Origin of the sequence: Pseudomonas sp. URIL14HWK12:I12 (assembly GCF_003097135.1) — a bacterium.
In the GTDB taxonomy this organism is placed as follows: domain Bacteria; phylum Pseudomonadota; class Gammaproteobacteria; order Pseudomonadales; family Pseudomonadaceae; genus Aquipseudomonas.
This window is the reverse complement of the sequence record NZ_QEQL01000001.1, coordinates 1,127,062-1,142,265: the sequence shown is the minus strand read 5'-3', so window position 1 is coordinate 1,142,265 and position 15,204 is coordinate 1,127,062. Positions and strand designations below refer to the sequence as shown.

Annotated in this window: 11 protein-coding genes; 5 read left to right on the top strand and 6 right to left on the bottom strand. The window is 58.4% G+C overall.

The annotated features are described in order from the left end of the window. Positions 1-6 precede the first annotated feature (6 nt). A complete protein-coding gene (locus F474_RS05345) occupies positions 7-2,241 on the bottom strand; it encodes an autotransporter domain-containing protein (RefSeq protein ID WP_097083582.1) in 2,235 nt (744 codons plus the stop codon). Between the two features lie 400 nt (positions 2,242-2,641). Next, positions 2,642-3,994: an LLM class flavin-dependent oxidoreductase gene (locus F474_RS05340; protein ID WP_097084265.1), complete on the bottom strand. Its 1,353-nt coding sequence runs from the start codon at positions 3,992-3,994 to the stop codon at positions 2,642-2,644. Positions 3,995-4,207: 213 nt separating this feature from the next. Here F474_RS05340 and F474_RS05335 point away from each other — a divergent pair, with 213 nt between their 5' ends. The 5 genes from F474_RS05335 to F474_RS05315 all read left to right on the top strand — a co-directional run bounded on the left by F474_RS05335 (position 4,208) and on the right by F474_RS05315 (position 10,407). Then, positions 4,208-4,942 carry a carbon-nitrogen hydrolase family protein gene (locus F474_RS05335; protein WP_097083583.1) on the top strand — a complete coding sequence of 245 codons (735 nt, stop codon included), beginning with the start codon at positions 4,208-4,210 and terminating at the stop codon, positions 4,940-4,942. 650 nt (positions 4,943-5,592) lie between these two features. Beyond that, complete coding sequence (locus tag F474_RS05330; protein ID WP_097083584.1) at positions 5,593-7,008, top strand: aldehyde dehydrogenase family protein; 1,416 nt, start codon at positions 5,593-5,595, stop codon at positions 7,006-7,008. A gap of 26 nt (positions 7,009-7,034) precedes the next feature. Further along, entirely contained in the window at positions 7,035-8,054 is a 1,020-nt protein-coding gene (locus F474_RS05325; RefSeq protein ID WP_097083585.1) for an AraC family transcriptional regulator, read from the top strand. Continuing rightward, positions 8,051-8,734, top strand: a complete 684-nt coding sequence (locus F474_RS05320) for an NAD-dependent epimerase/dehydratase family protein (RefSeq protein WP_097083586.1) — start codon at positions 8,051-8,053, stop codon at positions 8,732-8,734. The genes F474_RS05325 and F474_RS05320 overlap by 4 nt, the downstream gene beginning before the upstream one ends. A gap of 242 nt (positions 8,735-8,976) precedes the next feature. Beyond that, a complete protein-coding gene (locus F474_RS05315; protein WP_097083587.1) occupies positions 8,977-10,407 on the top strand; it encodes an IS1182 family transposase in 1,431 nt (476 codons plus the stop codon). A gap of 188 nt (positions 10,408-10,595) precedes the next feature. On the opposite strand, the gene F474_RS05310 is transcribed toward F474_RS05315, so the two are convergent. The 4 genes from F474_RS05310 to F474_RS05295 all read right to left on the bottom strand — a co-directional run bounded on the left by F474_RS05310 (position 10,596) and on the right by F474_RS05295 (position 15,022). Then, positions 10,596-10,874, bottom strand: coding sequence for an NIPSNAP family protein (locus tag F474_RS05310; protein WP_256577689.1), 279 nt, complete (start codon positions 10,872-10,874; stop codon positions 10,596-10,598). A gap of 465 nt (positions 10,875-11,339) precedes the next feature. Beyond that, positions 11,340-11,594, bottom strand: coding sequence for a hypothetical protein (locus F474_RS22895; RefSeq protein ID WP_256577656.1), 255 nt, complete (start codon positions 11,592-11,594; stop codon positions 11,340-11,342). Between the two features lie 138 nt (positions 11,595-11,732). After that, a complete protein-coding gene (locus tag F474_RS05300) occupies positions 11,733-14,339 on the bottom strand; it encodes a GAF domain-containing protein (RefSeq protein WP_256577657.1) in 2,607 nt (868 codons plus the stop codon). 224 nt (positions 14,340-14,563) lie between these two features. After that, positions 14,564-15,022, bottom strand: a complete 459-nt coding sequence (locus tag F474_RS05295; RefSeq protein ID WP_097083589.1) for a VOC family protein — start codon at positions 15,020-15,022, stop codon at positions 14,564-14,566. Positions 15,023-15,204: the final 182 nt, after the last annotated feature.

Below are 15,204 nucleotides of genomic sequence, written 5' to 3'. Positions count from 1 at the left end.
CGGCATCTAGAACTTCAATTGATAACCCACAGTGGCCCAATAGTTCGGGGCTTCACCTTCAGTCGTAACGTTGAGCATAAGGCTCGTCATGCCCGCTCCGAGTTTCACTTCGGCGCCTGTGCCCACGCGCAACCAGCTTTGGGTGTAATCGGCCCCTGGAAGGCTGAACCGGCCACCGCCCGTACCGAGTAAGTCCCCTTCGGCGCGAGGGCTTTGGCCTTCAAAGCGGTGTGCGCCCTCCACTCGCCCTAACAAGGTCACGCTCGGGCCGAGGGGCTTTACAGCGTCTACACCCAGTCGAGAAATTTGGCTACGCGCAGTGCTGGGGGACCACGCAACCGGGAAACCACCACTGGTCTCTGTATAGCCATCCAGGCGAGTGCGCAGGAGCGTATGGCTGACATAGGGCGTGAAGCCCGCGCCGGCCAGTGAGAAAGCGTTCAGCAAATCAAGCCGCACTCGGCCGCCCCAGCTGGTAACCGACGAATCACCCTGAGAGGTGCGTTGCAGGCCTGCGTTGAGGTAGCCCCGATCAATGTCACTGGTGCCTCGGCTATAAAGCAGGCTAAAGGTGGTATAGGCCGAAGTGTTCGGCAGTTGCACGGTCAGCTCTGGCACAACGTAAGTACTTTCTACGCGTGTATGGCTGCCTACTGGCCCGTGCTGTACGTCAGCCGTACGACCCAAAGCCAAGTTTACTTGCCACCCTTGGGTGAGGTTTACACCGTAGCCTATCTCGCCCAGGCCAGTGTTACCGTCTGCAGCCTCCTGACGGTTACGGCCGATGTCGCCTGAAACCCATATGCTTTGATTGCCCGCCGGCAGCAGGCCCCGCATGGGGTTACCATGAAGACCGTTCAGGATAAGGTCGCTGGTATTGAGAGTGATCGTAGAGGCCTGCATCCGCACCGCCGAAAGCCCCGCCATGAAGTCGTCTACGTCAATCAGCCCTGAGCCTGGCGCAGAAGGCGGTGGAAGCGTGGGAGTAACGGTTGGCGGTGGGCTTACTACAGGGGGTGCTGCTGGCGCAACGATCCTTGCCAAATACTGGTGGCCATTGTTCAGTTGCCCGATGATCACATTGCCGTCATCGCTTACGGCCGCGGCAGTAACGGCGCGTTGTCCGACACTGCTTATCGGAACGCCGTTGTCGGCCAACCAGGCGTCTACCGTTTGCAGGCCACCAGCTAACGACCAACGGAAAGCCTGATTCTGGTTCTGGGTGTTTGACGCGGCGCCCACCACTACGGTGCCGGCAGGGTTCATGTCGCTGGCTTGGACCGCGCTGCCCCCCAGCGAGCCTAGGTCAACCATTGCCCCCGCCTCCCAGCGGAAGAGGCGATTGTTCAGGTTGTCGGCCAAAATGGAGTTTCCCACTACCACGCTGCCGTCGGCACTGATGAACTGGGCATCGGAATAATATCCGCCTAGCGTGCCCAGGTCTTGCATCGTACCGGCCGACCAGCGGAAGGCATGCGGAGCGCTGCTGCCTGCCAGGAAAGACGCGCCGACTACCACTTGGCCATTGGCGTTGATCGCCGTTGCGGTGGAATGATCCCCGCCTAAGGTACCCAGGTCGGTGATTGCCCCGGCTTGCCAGAGAAATGCGTGTAAATTCCGGTTGGGGAGTGACGACACGCCCACCACTGAAGTGCCATCGGCGCTGACCGCACGCGCAAAGGAATCTGAGCCGCCTAAGGTACCCAGCGCTTGAAGTGTGCCACTCTCCCATCTGAATGCCATGCTACCGGAGGCCAATCCTGCCTGCCCCACTACCACACTGCCATCGGCGCTCACGGCTGTGGCGTCGGCGTAGTTGCCACCGAATGTGCCAAGGTCCGTCATAACGCCATTTTTCCAGCGGAACGCGTGGTTGTTCCCGCCAGGGCTTATCTCTGACACCCCGACAATGGTCGAGCCATCGTCACTCAGCCCACGCGCGTAGGTAGCGCCGCCGTTAAGGCTACCGATGTTTTCAAAAGTGCGACCACCTAGCCGCCCCACCTGCGCCGGCCCTGTGTTGTTGGCCAACCCACCTACCGCCGTTTCTCCATTTGCGCTGAGAAAGACAGGAGCTAGGTACGGCCCAGTGGACGAGTAGAAGTCGATCAGCTCGCTGGCCAGGGCATCCGATAGAGGCGCAGCCCCAGCGACTATCGACGCCGCTAATAAGCTGAGCGCGCCCGGCCGCTTGATCGAGCGTCGTGCATGAGGGAAACACAGATCAGCATGGTTTGGCATGTGCACCCTATTGAAGGCTGCGAAACGTCAGGAAGGTGTCCCGTATTTCGGCAACAATCCGCCACACCTTTAATGCCTGCTGTCGGTGTAAATCGAGAACCTGAGACATCCAGGAAGAAAACAATGGCCAACCCTGGTTCTATTTATGGCTGATCAAGACCACGTCAGTTGAAATGCCGAGTACGGGTGGGGTGGGGTGGCGGGAATGGAAGCTTATAGCTTTGAGCGTAGGTTTCACGACGGCTCAGTTCGCAACGCGCAGATGGCATCACCTGTGGGGCAGCCACCTGGCTGGCCGGCCCGGATGATATTTCCCAACGGTGTGAAGGGTATACATTCTGAGCGTCAAACCTCATTAGGCACACGCCCGGCATGGCAGGAGAGCGGCGCAGCCGCGCCTCTACTCACCGTACCTGCCCACATGCCCCGCCGGCAGCCTCGGGCCGGCCCCGAACAGCTTGTGCCGCAGGCTCCCTTGGGCATATTCGGTTTTGAACAACCCCCGGTTCTGCAACTCCGGCACCACATGCTCGATGAAATCGGCATAGCTTTCCGGTGTGACGGTGCGCGCCAGGTTGAAGCCGTCGATGCCGGTTTCTTCCACCCAGGCTTGCAACCCGTCGGCCACCTGTACGGCGCTGCCTACCAGCGCCGGGTAGCGGCCGCCCAAGGCGGTCTGATCGAGCAGGCGGCGCACGGTCCATTGGCCGTTGGTAAGGGCCTGCCGTGCCGACTCGATGGCGTTGGTCTGCTCGTCGCGAATCGGCTCGTCCAGCCCGTAGCGGGCCAGGTCGATGCCGGTAGAGGCCGAGTAGTGCGCCACGCCGGCCTCGGGGCTGGCGTAGCGCAGGTATTCACCATGCTTGTCACGGGCTTCGGCTTCACTGCCGGCGACCACCACGCTGATACCCATGAACACCTTGATGGCCTCCGGCGTACGGCCGGCAGCCTGCGCGGCAGCGCGCACCTTGCCCACCTGCTCGGCGGTGGCGGGCCGCGTTTGGCCTGATATGAACACGCATTCGGCATGCTGCCCGGCAAAACGCAACCCGCGCGCCGAGGAGCCGGCCTGGAACAGCACCGGTGTGCGCTGCGGCGACGGCTCGCTCAGGTGATACCCCTGCACCTGATAGAACTCCCCGCGGTGGTCGATCGGGTGCACCTTCGCAGGGTCGGCATAACGGCGGCCCGCGCGGTCAGCCAGCACTGCATCGTCTTCCCAGCTGTGTTCCCAGAGCTTGTAGAGCACCTGCAGGTACTCATCGGCCTGGTCGTAGCGGCGGTCGTGGGCCACCTGTGCGGGCCGGCCCATGGCGCGCGCAGCGCTCTCCAGGTAGCCGGTGACGATGTTCCAGCCCACCCGCCCTTCGGTCAGGTGATCCAGGGTCGAAAACCGTCGCGCCAGCAGGTAGGGAAGTTCATAGGAGAGGTTGGCGGTCAAGCCAAAGCCCAGGTGTGAAGTCACCGCGGCCATCGCTGATACCAGCATCAGCGGGTCATTGACCGGCAGTTGGATGCTTTCGCGCAGGGTCAGGTCGACGTTGCCCTGCCAGGTGTCGTACACCCCAACGATGTCAGCCAGAAACAACCCGTCGAACAGGCCTTTTTCCAGCAGTTTGGCCAGGTCGGTCCAATAGCTGAGGGTGTGATAGTCGCTGGAGCGGTCTCGTGGGTGTGCCCACAGGCCGTGGTTGATGTGGCCCACGCAGTTCATGTTGAAGGCGTTGAGCAGGATCTGTTTACGCTGGGGCATGGTCGGGCTCGCGAAGGCGCGGCCCGGAAACGGGCTTGGCCGGCTGTTGATGAAAGCGGCGAAGTCCGGTGGCCCGGTGCGCAAAGCCTAACCTGCCGCAGGCCGGGATGCCCAATAGCCCGCGGGCATATGCTTAGGCCGGCAGTGCGCAGCCGCTGGCCTGCCTGCCGAGGCTGGGGCATGATGCGAGCTTTCTCGCCCAAGAGTGCCACGATGCTCATCGCCGCTGCCCAGACGTGCGCCATCGCCTGCGACCTGCCCGCCAACCTTGAGGCTCACCTGCGCTTGATGCACAAGGCCCATGCCTTGGGCGTTCGCTTGCTGGTATTCCCAGAGCTGTCGCTGACCGGCTACGAGCCTGAGGCTGCTGCTGCACTGGCCTTGCACCAGGAAGCTGAGGCCCTGCGGCCGCTACGGGATGTGGCCGAACGCTGCGAAATGGTGTGCATCGTGGGTGCGCCACTGCGCACGCCAGGCGCTGAAAAACCGATGATCGCAGCCTGGGTATTCGGCCTGCCAAGCGGCCCGCAGGTATATGCCAAGCAACACCTGCACCCAGGTGAGGAGCGGTTCTTCATTGCCGGGCAGGGCGGTGCCGGGTTCACCGTTGGCGGGCTGCCCGTGGCGGTAGCGGTGTGCGCAGACTTCTCTCAGGCCAGCCACCCGGCCAACGCCGCCGCAGCGGGCGCGGGCCTATACGCGGTAAGCGCGTTGATCAGTGAAGGCGGTTACGGGCATGACAGCGAATTGCTGGCCGGCTACGCCCGCCGCCACCGCATGCCTGTGCTGCTGGCGAACCACGGTGGTGCAAGCGGCGGCTGGCAATGCGCGGGGCGCAGCGCGGTGTGGGACGCTGAAGGGCGCTGCATTGCTGAGGCCCTTGGGGCAGGGGAGGCGCTGCTATTGGTCGAGACCGATGCGGCTACTGGCCGGGTGCGGGCCTTCTGATTGGCAAGGCCGAGCCGGAAGGGCTGATAGGCAGCTCGTACGTTTGAGCCCCGCTAATGATAGGAGCCCGATATGGAAGATGAATCCTCTTTGCAGATCGAGCGCGCCGCTTATGAGGCGTTCGTTTGGCTTGGGGATCAAGGAAGCTTAAAGCATCAGCGACTGGGGCAGGCCTTTATGAGGCGGACGGGGATAAAGCGTCACGTTTGATTTTGCGGATTTTCCACTTCACTGAGTGGCGGCTATCGGCCAAAAGCAGACCTTTGCGAGCGGCCGCTGTCGGTCTGGTCTGTCCCGGCCACAACCGACCGGTCAGCTTCTCTCGACAGCGTTCATCCAAGTGGCGGTTCCGCTCCGAAACCTGCCTGATAAGTTACTTCAGGTCGTCGGCGTGAGCAGATGTCCTCCAAATCAATCACCAATGGCAGTTCCCTGTTCACCAGCAGCCCTCAAAAGATATCTACGCCAGAAACCTAATGGCGTATTTTGCAACCCATCTGGCGCACTCTGCATATCGTCATTAGAGTGAGTTCCCCAGACTTCTCCCATGCTCACGAATACCCAGTGAGCGTGCCGCCCGCCCCTTATCGCTGGGAGCGAAGGGCATGGCGTTCATTCACGTGACCATCAATGGGACGGAAGGAGAGAGTATGAAACTCATCACCAGGCACTACATCAATGGCGAATTTGTTGAGTCGCACGGCAGGGAAACCTTCGATCTGATCAATCCCTCCACGCAGGAGCTGATCGGACGCGTTACGCTCGGCGACGAGGAAGATACCCGGCGTGCCATTGCCGCTGCCAAGGAGGCCTTCAAGGCTTATTCGAAGTCTGCCCCCGAGGAACGCGCAGAATATCTCCAGCGCCTGCACGATGCGCTTGTGGCGCGTGCCGGTGAGCATGCCCAGGCGCTGATCCAGGAATACGGCGGGCCGTCGCAGATGGCGCACTTCCTAATACAGGTGGCGGCTGGAGCCATCTTGAGTGCCAAGAAGGCCTTGAACGAAGTAGAGTTCAAGAAGATGGTTGGCCACACGGAAGTGTCATTGCAGCCCGTAGGCGTTGCCGGGCACATCACGCCTTGGAACGCGAACATCCTGTATTTCTTCAACAAGGCTTCGGCCGCCTTGGCGGCCGGATGCACGGTCGTCACCAAGCCCAGTGAAATGAGTGCGTTGCAGACGCAATTGATTATGGAGTGTGTGCATGAGGCGAAAATTCCGGCCGGACTGATCAACATCGTCAATGGTCGTGGCGACGTGGTGGGTGCCGAGATCACCCGCAACCCCGATGTCGCCAAGATTTCCTTCACCGGCTCGACGGCCGTAGGCAAAACGATCGCTCGTGACGGCGCGGCGACGCTCAAGCGGGTGACTCTGGAGCTGGGTGGCAAATCTCCCCACATCATTCTTGAAGATGCCAATCTCGAACAGGTGATCCCATTCGTTCTGTCCAGCGGATTCATGAACAGTGGGCAGGCTTGCATCGCGGGAACTCGCGTGCTGGTGCCGGAAAGCCGTGCCGGTGAAATCAAGGCGGCCTTGAAGCAGGCGGTCGAACAGCATCTCAAAGTCGGGCTTCCGCAAGATGCGAGCACAGCCATCGGGCCGATGGTGTCGAAGAGCCAGTACGAACGCGTTCAAAGCTATATCAACAAGGGGATCGCGGAAGGCGCTGAAGTATTGGTAGGCGGCCCTGGCCATCCCGCCGGACTGGAAAGCGGTAATTTCGTCAAGCCGACTTTATTCGCAAACGTGACCAACGACATGACGGTTGCCCGCGAAGAGATCTTTGGTCCCGTGTTGTGCCTCATCACTTACAAGGTTGAGCAGGAGGCGATCGCCATCGCCAACGACACGCCCTACGGGCTCGCCGGTTATGTGAGCGGTTCCGATTACGATCACGCCAAACGGATCGCCGACCAGATCGAGGCCGGAACAGTGTCGATCAACGCATTTAACAACAATCCCGCAGCTCCCTTTGGCGGTTTCAAGCAATCGGGCCTCGGTCGGGAGAATGGCGTGTATGGCATCCATTCGTACATGGAATACAAGTCAATTTCCTGAACACATTGAGTAAGCCAGGCAAGACCATGAAAACTCCGGTGGCAGACAGGATCAGGCTTCCCGATGCGTTCTGGGAAGGCATCAGGCGCGTGGGGCTGGCGCGGGCCGACGTGGTGCGCGAGGCGCGGGTTCCCCTCGCCGTCATTCGCGATCAGGCGGCGCTGTCCACGGCACAGTTCTTCGCACTGTGGCAAGTGCTGGTCGAACTCAGTGGGGACCCCATGATTGGTCTGCGTATCGCCACCGGACTGGAGAGCGCCGTGATGCCGCCCTCCTTCATGGCGGCCTACCACGCCCGCGATTTCCGTGATGCCTTGCAGCGCGTGGCGCGCTTTAAGCGCCTGTGTGCGCCGGAGGAGGTGCGCATCGAGGAGCGTGAGGATCGTTCTGAAATCGTCGTTGCCTGGCTGCATGCTGAAGAACAGGCTTCCTCTCCAGCCCTGGTTGATGCGACGCTGGCTTCACTTATGGAGTTGGGGCGCCGAGGTACTGCCACGCCGCTGTCAGCGCTGTACGTCGAACTGGCGCGACCCGAGAAAAACAAAGCCGACTACGAGCGTTACTTCGGCTGTCGGGTGTGTTTTGGCGCTGGACGTGATTGCCTGACGCTTCGTGGTACCGACCTCGACAAACCCTTCGTGAGCTACAACGCCGAACTGCTGGACATCCTGATTCCGGAGCTGGATCGGCGACTGGAACAACAGAGCCACAGCGCCACGCTTGCCGATCAAATTCGCTGGGTCTTGCGGCGGCGACTCACGGCTGGTCGTCCGGACATCCGCTCCGTCGCCACCGAATTGGCGATGAGTGAGCGCTCCTTGCAGCGCAAACTGACCGATGAAGGCCTGACCTTCCAGAGCCTGCTCAGCGAAACGCGCCATCAGCTGGCACTGGAGTATCTGGCCGATCCGACGCTGGCGCTGATTGAAGTGGCCTACATGCTCGGCTACGAAGACCAGAACTCCTTCTTCCGCGCTTTCCGGCAATGGGAAGAACTGACCCCGGCGGCATGGCGGAGCGCAGCCCTCGGAAAGAAGGCTCCATGAAGATCCTGATCTTTGGCGCGAGCGGTATGGTCGGCCAGGGCGTGCTGCACGAATGTCTGGCTGCCCCTGACGTCAGCCAGGTCACCACAGTGGGGCGCACTCCGCTCGAGCAAACCCATCCCAGGCTGCAACAGTTGGTGCAGTCTGATCTGATGGCGCTTGAGGCGGTTGAAGGCGAGCTGCAGGGCTTTGACGCCTGCTTCTTTTGCCTCGGTGTTTCGTCTTCCGGAATGAGCGAAGAGGCTTATCGGCAACTCACCCATGAACTCACCCTGAAAGTCGCTAGCCTGCTGGCCAAGCTGAATCCGGAAATGACCTTCGTCTATGTTTCGGGTGCCGGCACTGACAGTAGCGAGGAGGGGCGCAGCATGTGGGCACGGGTCAAGGGCAAGACCGAGAACGACTTGCAGAAGCTGCCGTTTCGCAGCGTCTACCTGTTCCGTCCCAGCATCATTCAGCCCTTGCACGGCATCCAGTCCAAAACCCCGGCCTACCGGTACCTCTACCGTCTTGCCAATCCATTTCTGTCGCTGATTCGCCGAGCGTGCCCTGGCATGATCGTTACGACCGACGACATCGGTCAGGCCATGCTCAATGCGGCACGCCAGCGTGGAGGGCGCGTTGTTGTTGAGGCGAAGGACATTGTTAGGCTGGCTCGTAGATTGAGTGACCGCGGCTAATCGCATTGCCGCCATGATCAAAGTCGATGTTGGCTATCTAGAGGCCGACGACTTAATGGTGATCAGCCGCCATGAAACAGCAGCTCCACATCCGACACCAGCCATAGATTCTCTGATGCCGCATTCGGCAGCTGCGGGTCGAAAAACTCCGCTCTGAGCGGCTGCTTTTGGCCCAGAGTGTGTAAAAACGCCTTCGCAAACCCTTGCTATGATTTCTGAGGATTTCATCGTAAGGATCGCCCATGAAGCGCTTCATACAAGGTGAACATCGGAGCCAAGGCACGCTGCTCCCCGAAAGCCTCGACGACTACGTCAGTGATACCAACCCGGTACGCGTAGTCGACGTCTTCGTCGACGACCTCGACCTGGTCAATTTGGGGTTCGACAGTGCTATTCCTGCTGAAACTGGACGGCCTGCTTACCACCCTGAAGTCTTGCTGAAGATCTATATCTATGGCTATCTCAACCGCATCCAGTCAAGCCGCCGCCTGGAGCGAGAAGCTCAACGCAACGTTGAGCTGATGTGGTTGACGGGGCGTTTAATGCCGGATTTTAAGACCATCGCCAACTTCCGAAAAAATAACAGCAATGCCATCCGCGGCGTCTGTCGTCAGTTCGTAGTGCTGTGTCAGCAGCTGGGATTGTTCGGTGAAAATCTTGTCGCCGTCGATGGCAGCAAATTCAAAGCCGTCAACAACCGCGACCGTAACTTCACCAGCGCCAAACTGAAACGCCGCATGGAAGAAATCGAATCGAGCATCAACCGTTACCTGACGGCACTTGATACTGCGGATCGGCAAGAGCGCACATCCTTTGAAGTCAAGACGGTGCGACTGGAGGAGAAAATCGCCAAGCTGAAAGTGCAAATGAAGGAGCTCCAGGCGATTGAAATACGCCTCAACGACTCACCGGATAAACAGGTCTCACTGACCGATCCAGACGCGCGTTCGATGATGACGCGTGGTACAGGGATCGTTGGCTACAACGTGCAAACAGCGGTCGATGTTCAGCACCATTTGATTGTTGCCCATGAGGTGACCAATGTCGGCTCCGACCGTGATCAGCTCAGCTCAATGGCCAAGCAGGCGCGCGAGGCCATGGCATCGGATTCGCTTTCGGTGGTGGCTGACCGAGGCTACTTTAAAGGTGAGGAAATACTGGCCTGTCATAACGCGGATATAACCGCGTATGTACCCAAGCCAATGACATCAGCAGCCAAAGCTGATGGGCGTTTTAACAACGACGTCTTTATCTATGACGAGGCCAAAAATCAGTACGTATGTCCAGCTGGAGAGACTTTGATATGGCGGTTCTCTAGCGTCGAGAAAGGCATGAAGCTGCATCGTTATTGGAGTTCGAAATGCCAAAGCTGTACGCTCAAATTGTGGTGCACACCGGGTACGGAACGACGAATCCGACGCTGGGAGCATGAGGCGATATTGGAAGAGATGCAGGTTCGGCTGAGCAATGCGCCGGAAATGATGCGAGTTCGAAAGCGCACAGTTGAGCATCCCTTCGGGACGCTCAAACAGTGGATGGGCGCTACGCATTTTTTGACGCGAAGGCTGGAGGGCGTCAGTACAGAAATGAGCTTGAACGTACTCGCCTACAACATGAAGCGGGTGATGAAAATCCTCGGCACCAGCAGTTTGATAAAGGCGTTGTCGGCCTGAAACGGTCGGATTGGATGCCTAAGCCTCGCTGAGACCTCCAAGAGCATAGTGACGACCCGCAAGGCTTACTGCGAGCAACTACTCCGCCCACCACCGACGGCGCTACGCGCCGACAGCACCCGCTCGCGTTTTTACACACTCTGGGTCGAAAGCAGCCGGTCGCCACTGACCGCAATCGACCTAAGCATTTACGTAAGCAAAGGGCGAAGGAAGCTTCTATCGTAGCTCACGATAAACTTCAACTTTGCCGCTTCCTCAACCAAACGCACACATTCAGGATCCACTGCGGCCTCCTGTCGATACCGTTCGTATTCGGCAAGGCTGGAGAAGCTAAAGAGGCAATACGCGATATTATTTGCTCCTTCAGCCGGCAGGAAGTAGCCGTGATGCTGGCCACCCATTCGGGTTACTACTGGAACCCAAGAGCGAGAATAGCGTTCGAACGCATCAATTTGATAGGGATCAATGACCTACCGGACATGGCAGGTGATCATGAAGTCGTTCCTTAATTTGGGATCTTAATTCTAGGGGGGCCGACGGCGGGTCAAGAGCAATCGGAATCGTCCAAGTCCGAAGGTGGTTCCTGAACCACCCTTGGTTGGGTAGACACCTCGAATCACCGCAAAGGGTCGATTTTTACCCTTGCAGCCTACTGCCCGAGCTAACGCACCTCATGGCTTGGCGAAAGCGGTCTCAAAAATACTGAGCGCTTGGGCTACCTTGTATCGCAGCATCAGCGATGCAGAAAGCCTCACCATCGCTTCAAACAAGACATGCCCTGATTCGATCTCACATGGGCCAACACACCGCCCCATATTCGCCAGGCTCACACGCGTAAACAGTGTAAAACACCCTCCCAGCATCTCGATTCAATCCCGCAATGACGTGCGTGGCAGAACCCTGAGCTGGAACTGGGTCAGGATGTGAAAACTCTAGGACGTCATCAATGGAATAAATATTGCGGAAGCGGACATCACGAAAAGACTTGCGATATCCAATGCATCTTCAACTTTTTCAAGTTCAGGCGTTGAGTACTCATGCTCAAGAATATTTCGCATATCGACGACTTTGCGCAGCAGGCTCGGCGCCAGTAGGCCCAGAGCCTTTAGGCGTTCGATTTTTTTCGGTACGTTCGACCGCTTCGCGTTTGAAGGAATCTGGGAAAAACCTCGTCTGGTCTTGGTCATGAACACTCCTTGCGGTGGGCATTGTCCACCTTGAGTCAGTGCCCACTCAGCCCGGGACAGACCCTCGATCCGGGACAGCCCCTCGATCAAACCCAAGCCTATCCATTATGGCCAAGCAGTCACGTGCCTTCGCGCGACCTAACCAGGAGGGTTGCTATTGAATTCATCGCGAAGTGAGGAAAGACTCGCCGCCAATTCATCCTTACGAAAGGGCTTGGTGAGCCGGAGAATGTTAGGGTCAAGTCCCTCTCGTTCCGCATAACCTGAGACAATCAGGACGGGGGTGCCGGGCCTGGATGCGCGAACTAACCTTGCCAAATCGGTTCCGTTGATGCCAGGCATCAGATGGTCTGTGATGAGTAAATCAAAAAGCTCTCCGTCGTTCAGCAGCGCCACCGCATCTTCGCCGGAGGTCGCCTCGATCACGCGGTAGCCTAGTTCAACAAGCATGTATGACGTGCTGGCGCGCACAAGCTCTTCATCGTCCACCAGCAATGCAGTTCCGCGTATCAAGCGCTGCTCCGTGGTTCCGACAAGAGATATTGACGCCTTGGGCTGAGCCAAGCTGCTCGGCAGCCACAGCTCAACATTCGTTCCGAGGCCTGGCGCACTCTGAATAGTAAGCGCGCCGTTCAGTTGTGAGGCGAGCCCGTGGGCCATCGAGAGACCAAGACCAGTCCCTTTGCCTATGCCTTTGGTGGAAAAGAATGGCTCGACTGCGCGGGCAAGCGTTGTGGCATCCATACCCACACCGGTGTCTGCGACCGACAGACACAGATATTCGCCTGATGGTAGTTTCGAGCGATGCCCTTCACTGATCAGCGCTTTGCTGGCGGATAAGCGCATCGTCCCGCCCTCCAGCATCGCGTCACGTGCATTCACGGAAAGATTCAGCAGTGCCATTTCCAATTGGTTTTGGTCTGCGATAGCAGCAGGCAGATCTTCGGGCGCCTCGACGACCACCTTGATTTGCGGGCCGATAGTGCTGGATACAAGATCGCCCATGTCACGTACAAGCCGCTCAACATCCACAGGCGCGGTTTGTAGAGGTTGACGCCGGGCAAAGGCGAGCAATCTTTGCACCAGAGTTGTGGCACGCTCTGCCGATTGCATGGCGCCCGAGATAAGCCTCTTCTCACGTTCGCCGCCAATGCCACGGCGCTGAAGCAAGTCGAGGGTGCCGACAATTGGGGTAAGCAGATTGTTGAAGTCGTGGGCTACCCCGCCAGTGAGTTGGCCCATGGCCTCCATCTTTTGACTCTGACGCAACGCTTTTTGAACCTCTTCGCGTTCGGCGACCGCTTGAGCAATCCTGCCTTCAAGCGTGAAATTCAACTCTCGAAGTTGCTCCTCGGCAACTTTACGCTCAGTGATATCTATCGCGGTACCGGTGACGCGCAGGCAACGGCCGGCTGTATCGAAAACGCCCCGGCCCTTCGCCGCTACCCAGCGGATGATCCCGTCTTCTCTACCCACTGTGCGATAGTCCACTTCGTAAAGCGCCCGGCGAACAGGGTCAGCAGCCGCTTCGAAAGCTGCCATGGTGATTTCACGATCCTCGGGATGCAATCCATCAAAAAAATCTTGCAGGGTCACCGGCATGCCAGCAGAAATACCGAACATCGCTTTGGTCTGTGACGGCCAGATCAGCGTGTTGTGTACGAAATCAACGTCCCAAAATCCTACATCTGCGTGATCGACGGCAAGGCGTAATCTCTCTTCACTCACTCGTATCGCCGAATCCGCTCGGGCACGGTCAACCAGCAGACCTACGGTGTGCACCACGAAGTTGATGATCTCAAGATCCGTCGATAGCGGCTCGCGCATTCGAGAGTGGTATAAAACGAATGCACCGAGTTCGGCACCCTGCACCGTACGAATGGGCACTGACCAACAGACGTGTAAAGACTGCCGAGCAGCCAGCGCGTGGACTTCCTGCCAGCAAGGATCGCTCATGAAGTTGGCGGCTGCGTCGGCAGCATTCCGACAACCTACTTGCGCGCCAACGACGGCGTTTTTTAGGGCCTCATTGAAGGCGCCGGGCAGGCTAGGGCTTGCGCAGCATTCGAGACTTTTCCCGCCCTCATCCAGAAGCATGATAGTGCCGAGAAAGCCTGATGAGGATAACGTTTCGACCTCTCGGACCATTGCATCAAGCGCTCCGTCCAAGCCAGCTTTTGTTACTGCCAGCTCAAGAATACGGTTTTGCGCGGCCCCTAGCGCTGCCCCGCGATTGCGTGCCTGCGTGAGGCGCACGTTCTCGATAGCAACCGTAGCCAATCGGGCAAGACTTTCTAGACGTATCACCGTATCGGCATCGTGGTCGCGAACCTGCGACCAATAAGCGCCAAGCGCCGCAACGGGTTCGGGCCGGCCGATGGGCACCATTACGAGGCTACGCACGAAAGTCTGCGCGTAAGTTTGCTGCGGGATTCGCGGGTCGAGCATAACGTCACGGATCGCAACCGATTGGTTGTGACGCATCGCCCAACCTGAAATGCAGCCATCGGCTGGAAAGCTTTGCCCTTGCCAAAGAAGAACAACCGCGTCTTCGGCAACATAAGAGCAGCGACCCTCATCTTGGATGACAACGGCCACCCCCTGTGCGTCGACGATGGCTCGCGCCGTATCACGTAATACAGCGACGATCTCCTCCTCCGACGTTGCCGCCGAAAATCGCTCGCTGGCCTTCAGCACTTGGGATAGGCGGCTCTCATCAATCAGATCCACGGAACCAGTTAGCAAATGGATCTCCCAGCAGAAAGGGTTAGTTCTCCACAGTCCAGCTTGGACGGGAGATAACGAAAGAGCTGTTATAGCGCGATTTTCGCTTTTTAGCTTGGGCGCAATCGGCATCTTAGAGGCTTTAGCACCCAACACCGCATGGCTTGCAGCAATCGGCCAAGATCAGCCATTCAACACTCTACAAACTTAGGGGCGATTCAATGTGATTGGGCGGGTAGCGGGAGCTACTCATTAGCCTGCATCAGTTCCAGAGTAATATTGTCTGGCCCGGTCACATACACAACCAGCGTTCCCTTGCGTGGGCCTGCGGGAATCGGTTGAGGCGTGCCTCTTGCTTTCCAGCCCGCTTGCTCAATGCGTCCGAGTACGGCGTGCATGTCTTGCACCCTCAATGCCAGATGCGCTGAGCCAATCGCAGATGCCGTCGGCGGGGTGACACCGTGGCGGTCACCCTGCGAATATTCCAGCAGCTCTACCCGGCTGCCATCCGGACCTTTCACTATCGCCGTCCGCACCTTCGGATCGGCGGTGCCGGTTACTTCAAAAATGAAGGCCCCGCCCATTTCCGACTGACGTTCGAGAGTGAACCCAAGTCCAATCGTCCAGAAGCGAATGGCTTCTTCCAATGAACTGACTGCGAAGCCAATATGATCGACGGCCTGCACCATCTGGTTAGAGTTCATCAGATCATCCTTTAAGGGGTGACGGGCCGAATAGGGGGGTGAGCTTGCGCATCCCGCTGTCACGGCCAAAATACCGAAAGTAAATGCGTGAGAGGTACACGTAATCAGGCGAATCCAAGAAGGGCGACCGTGGCAGTTTTTAGACATTGAATACTCCTATGGCCGGTCTTATTCTCCATTGG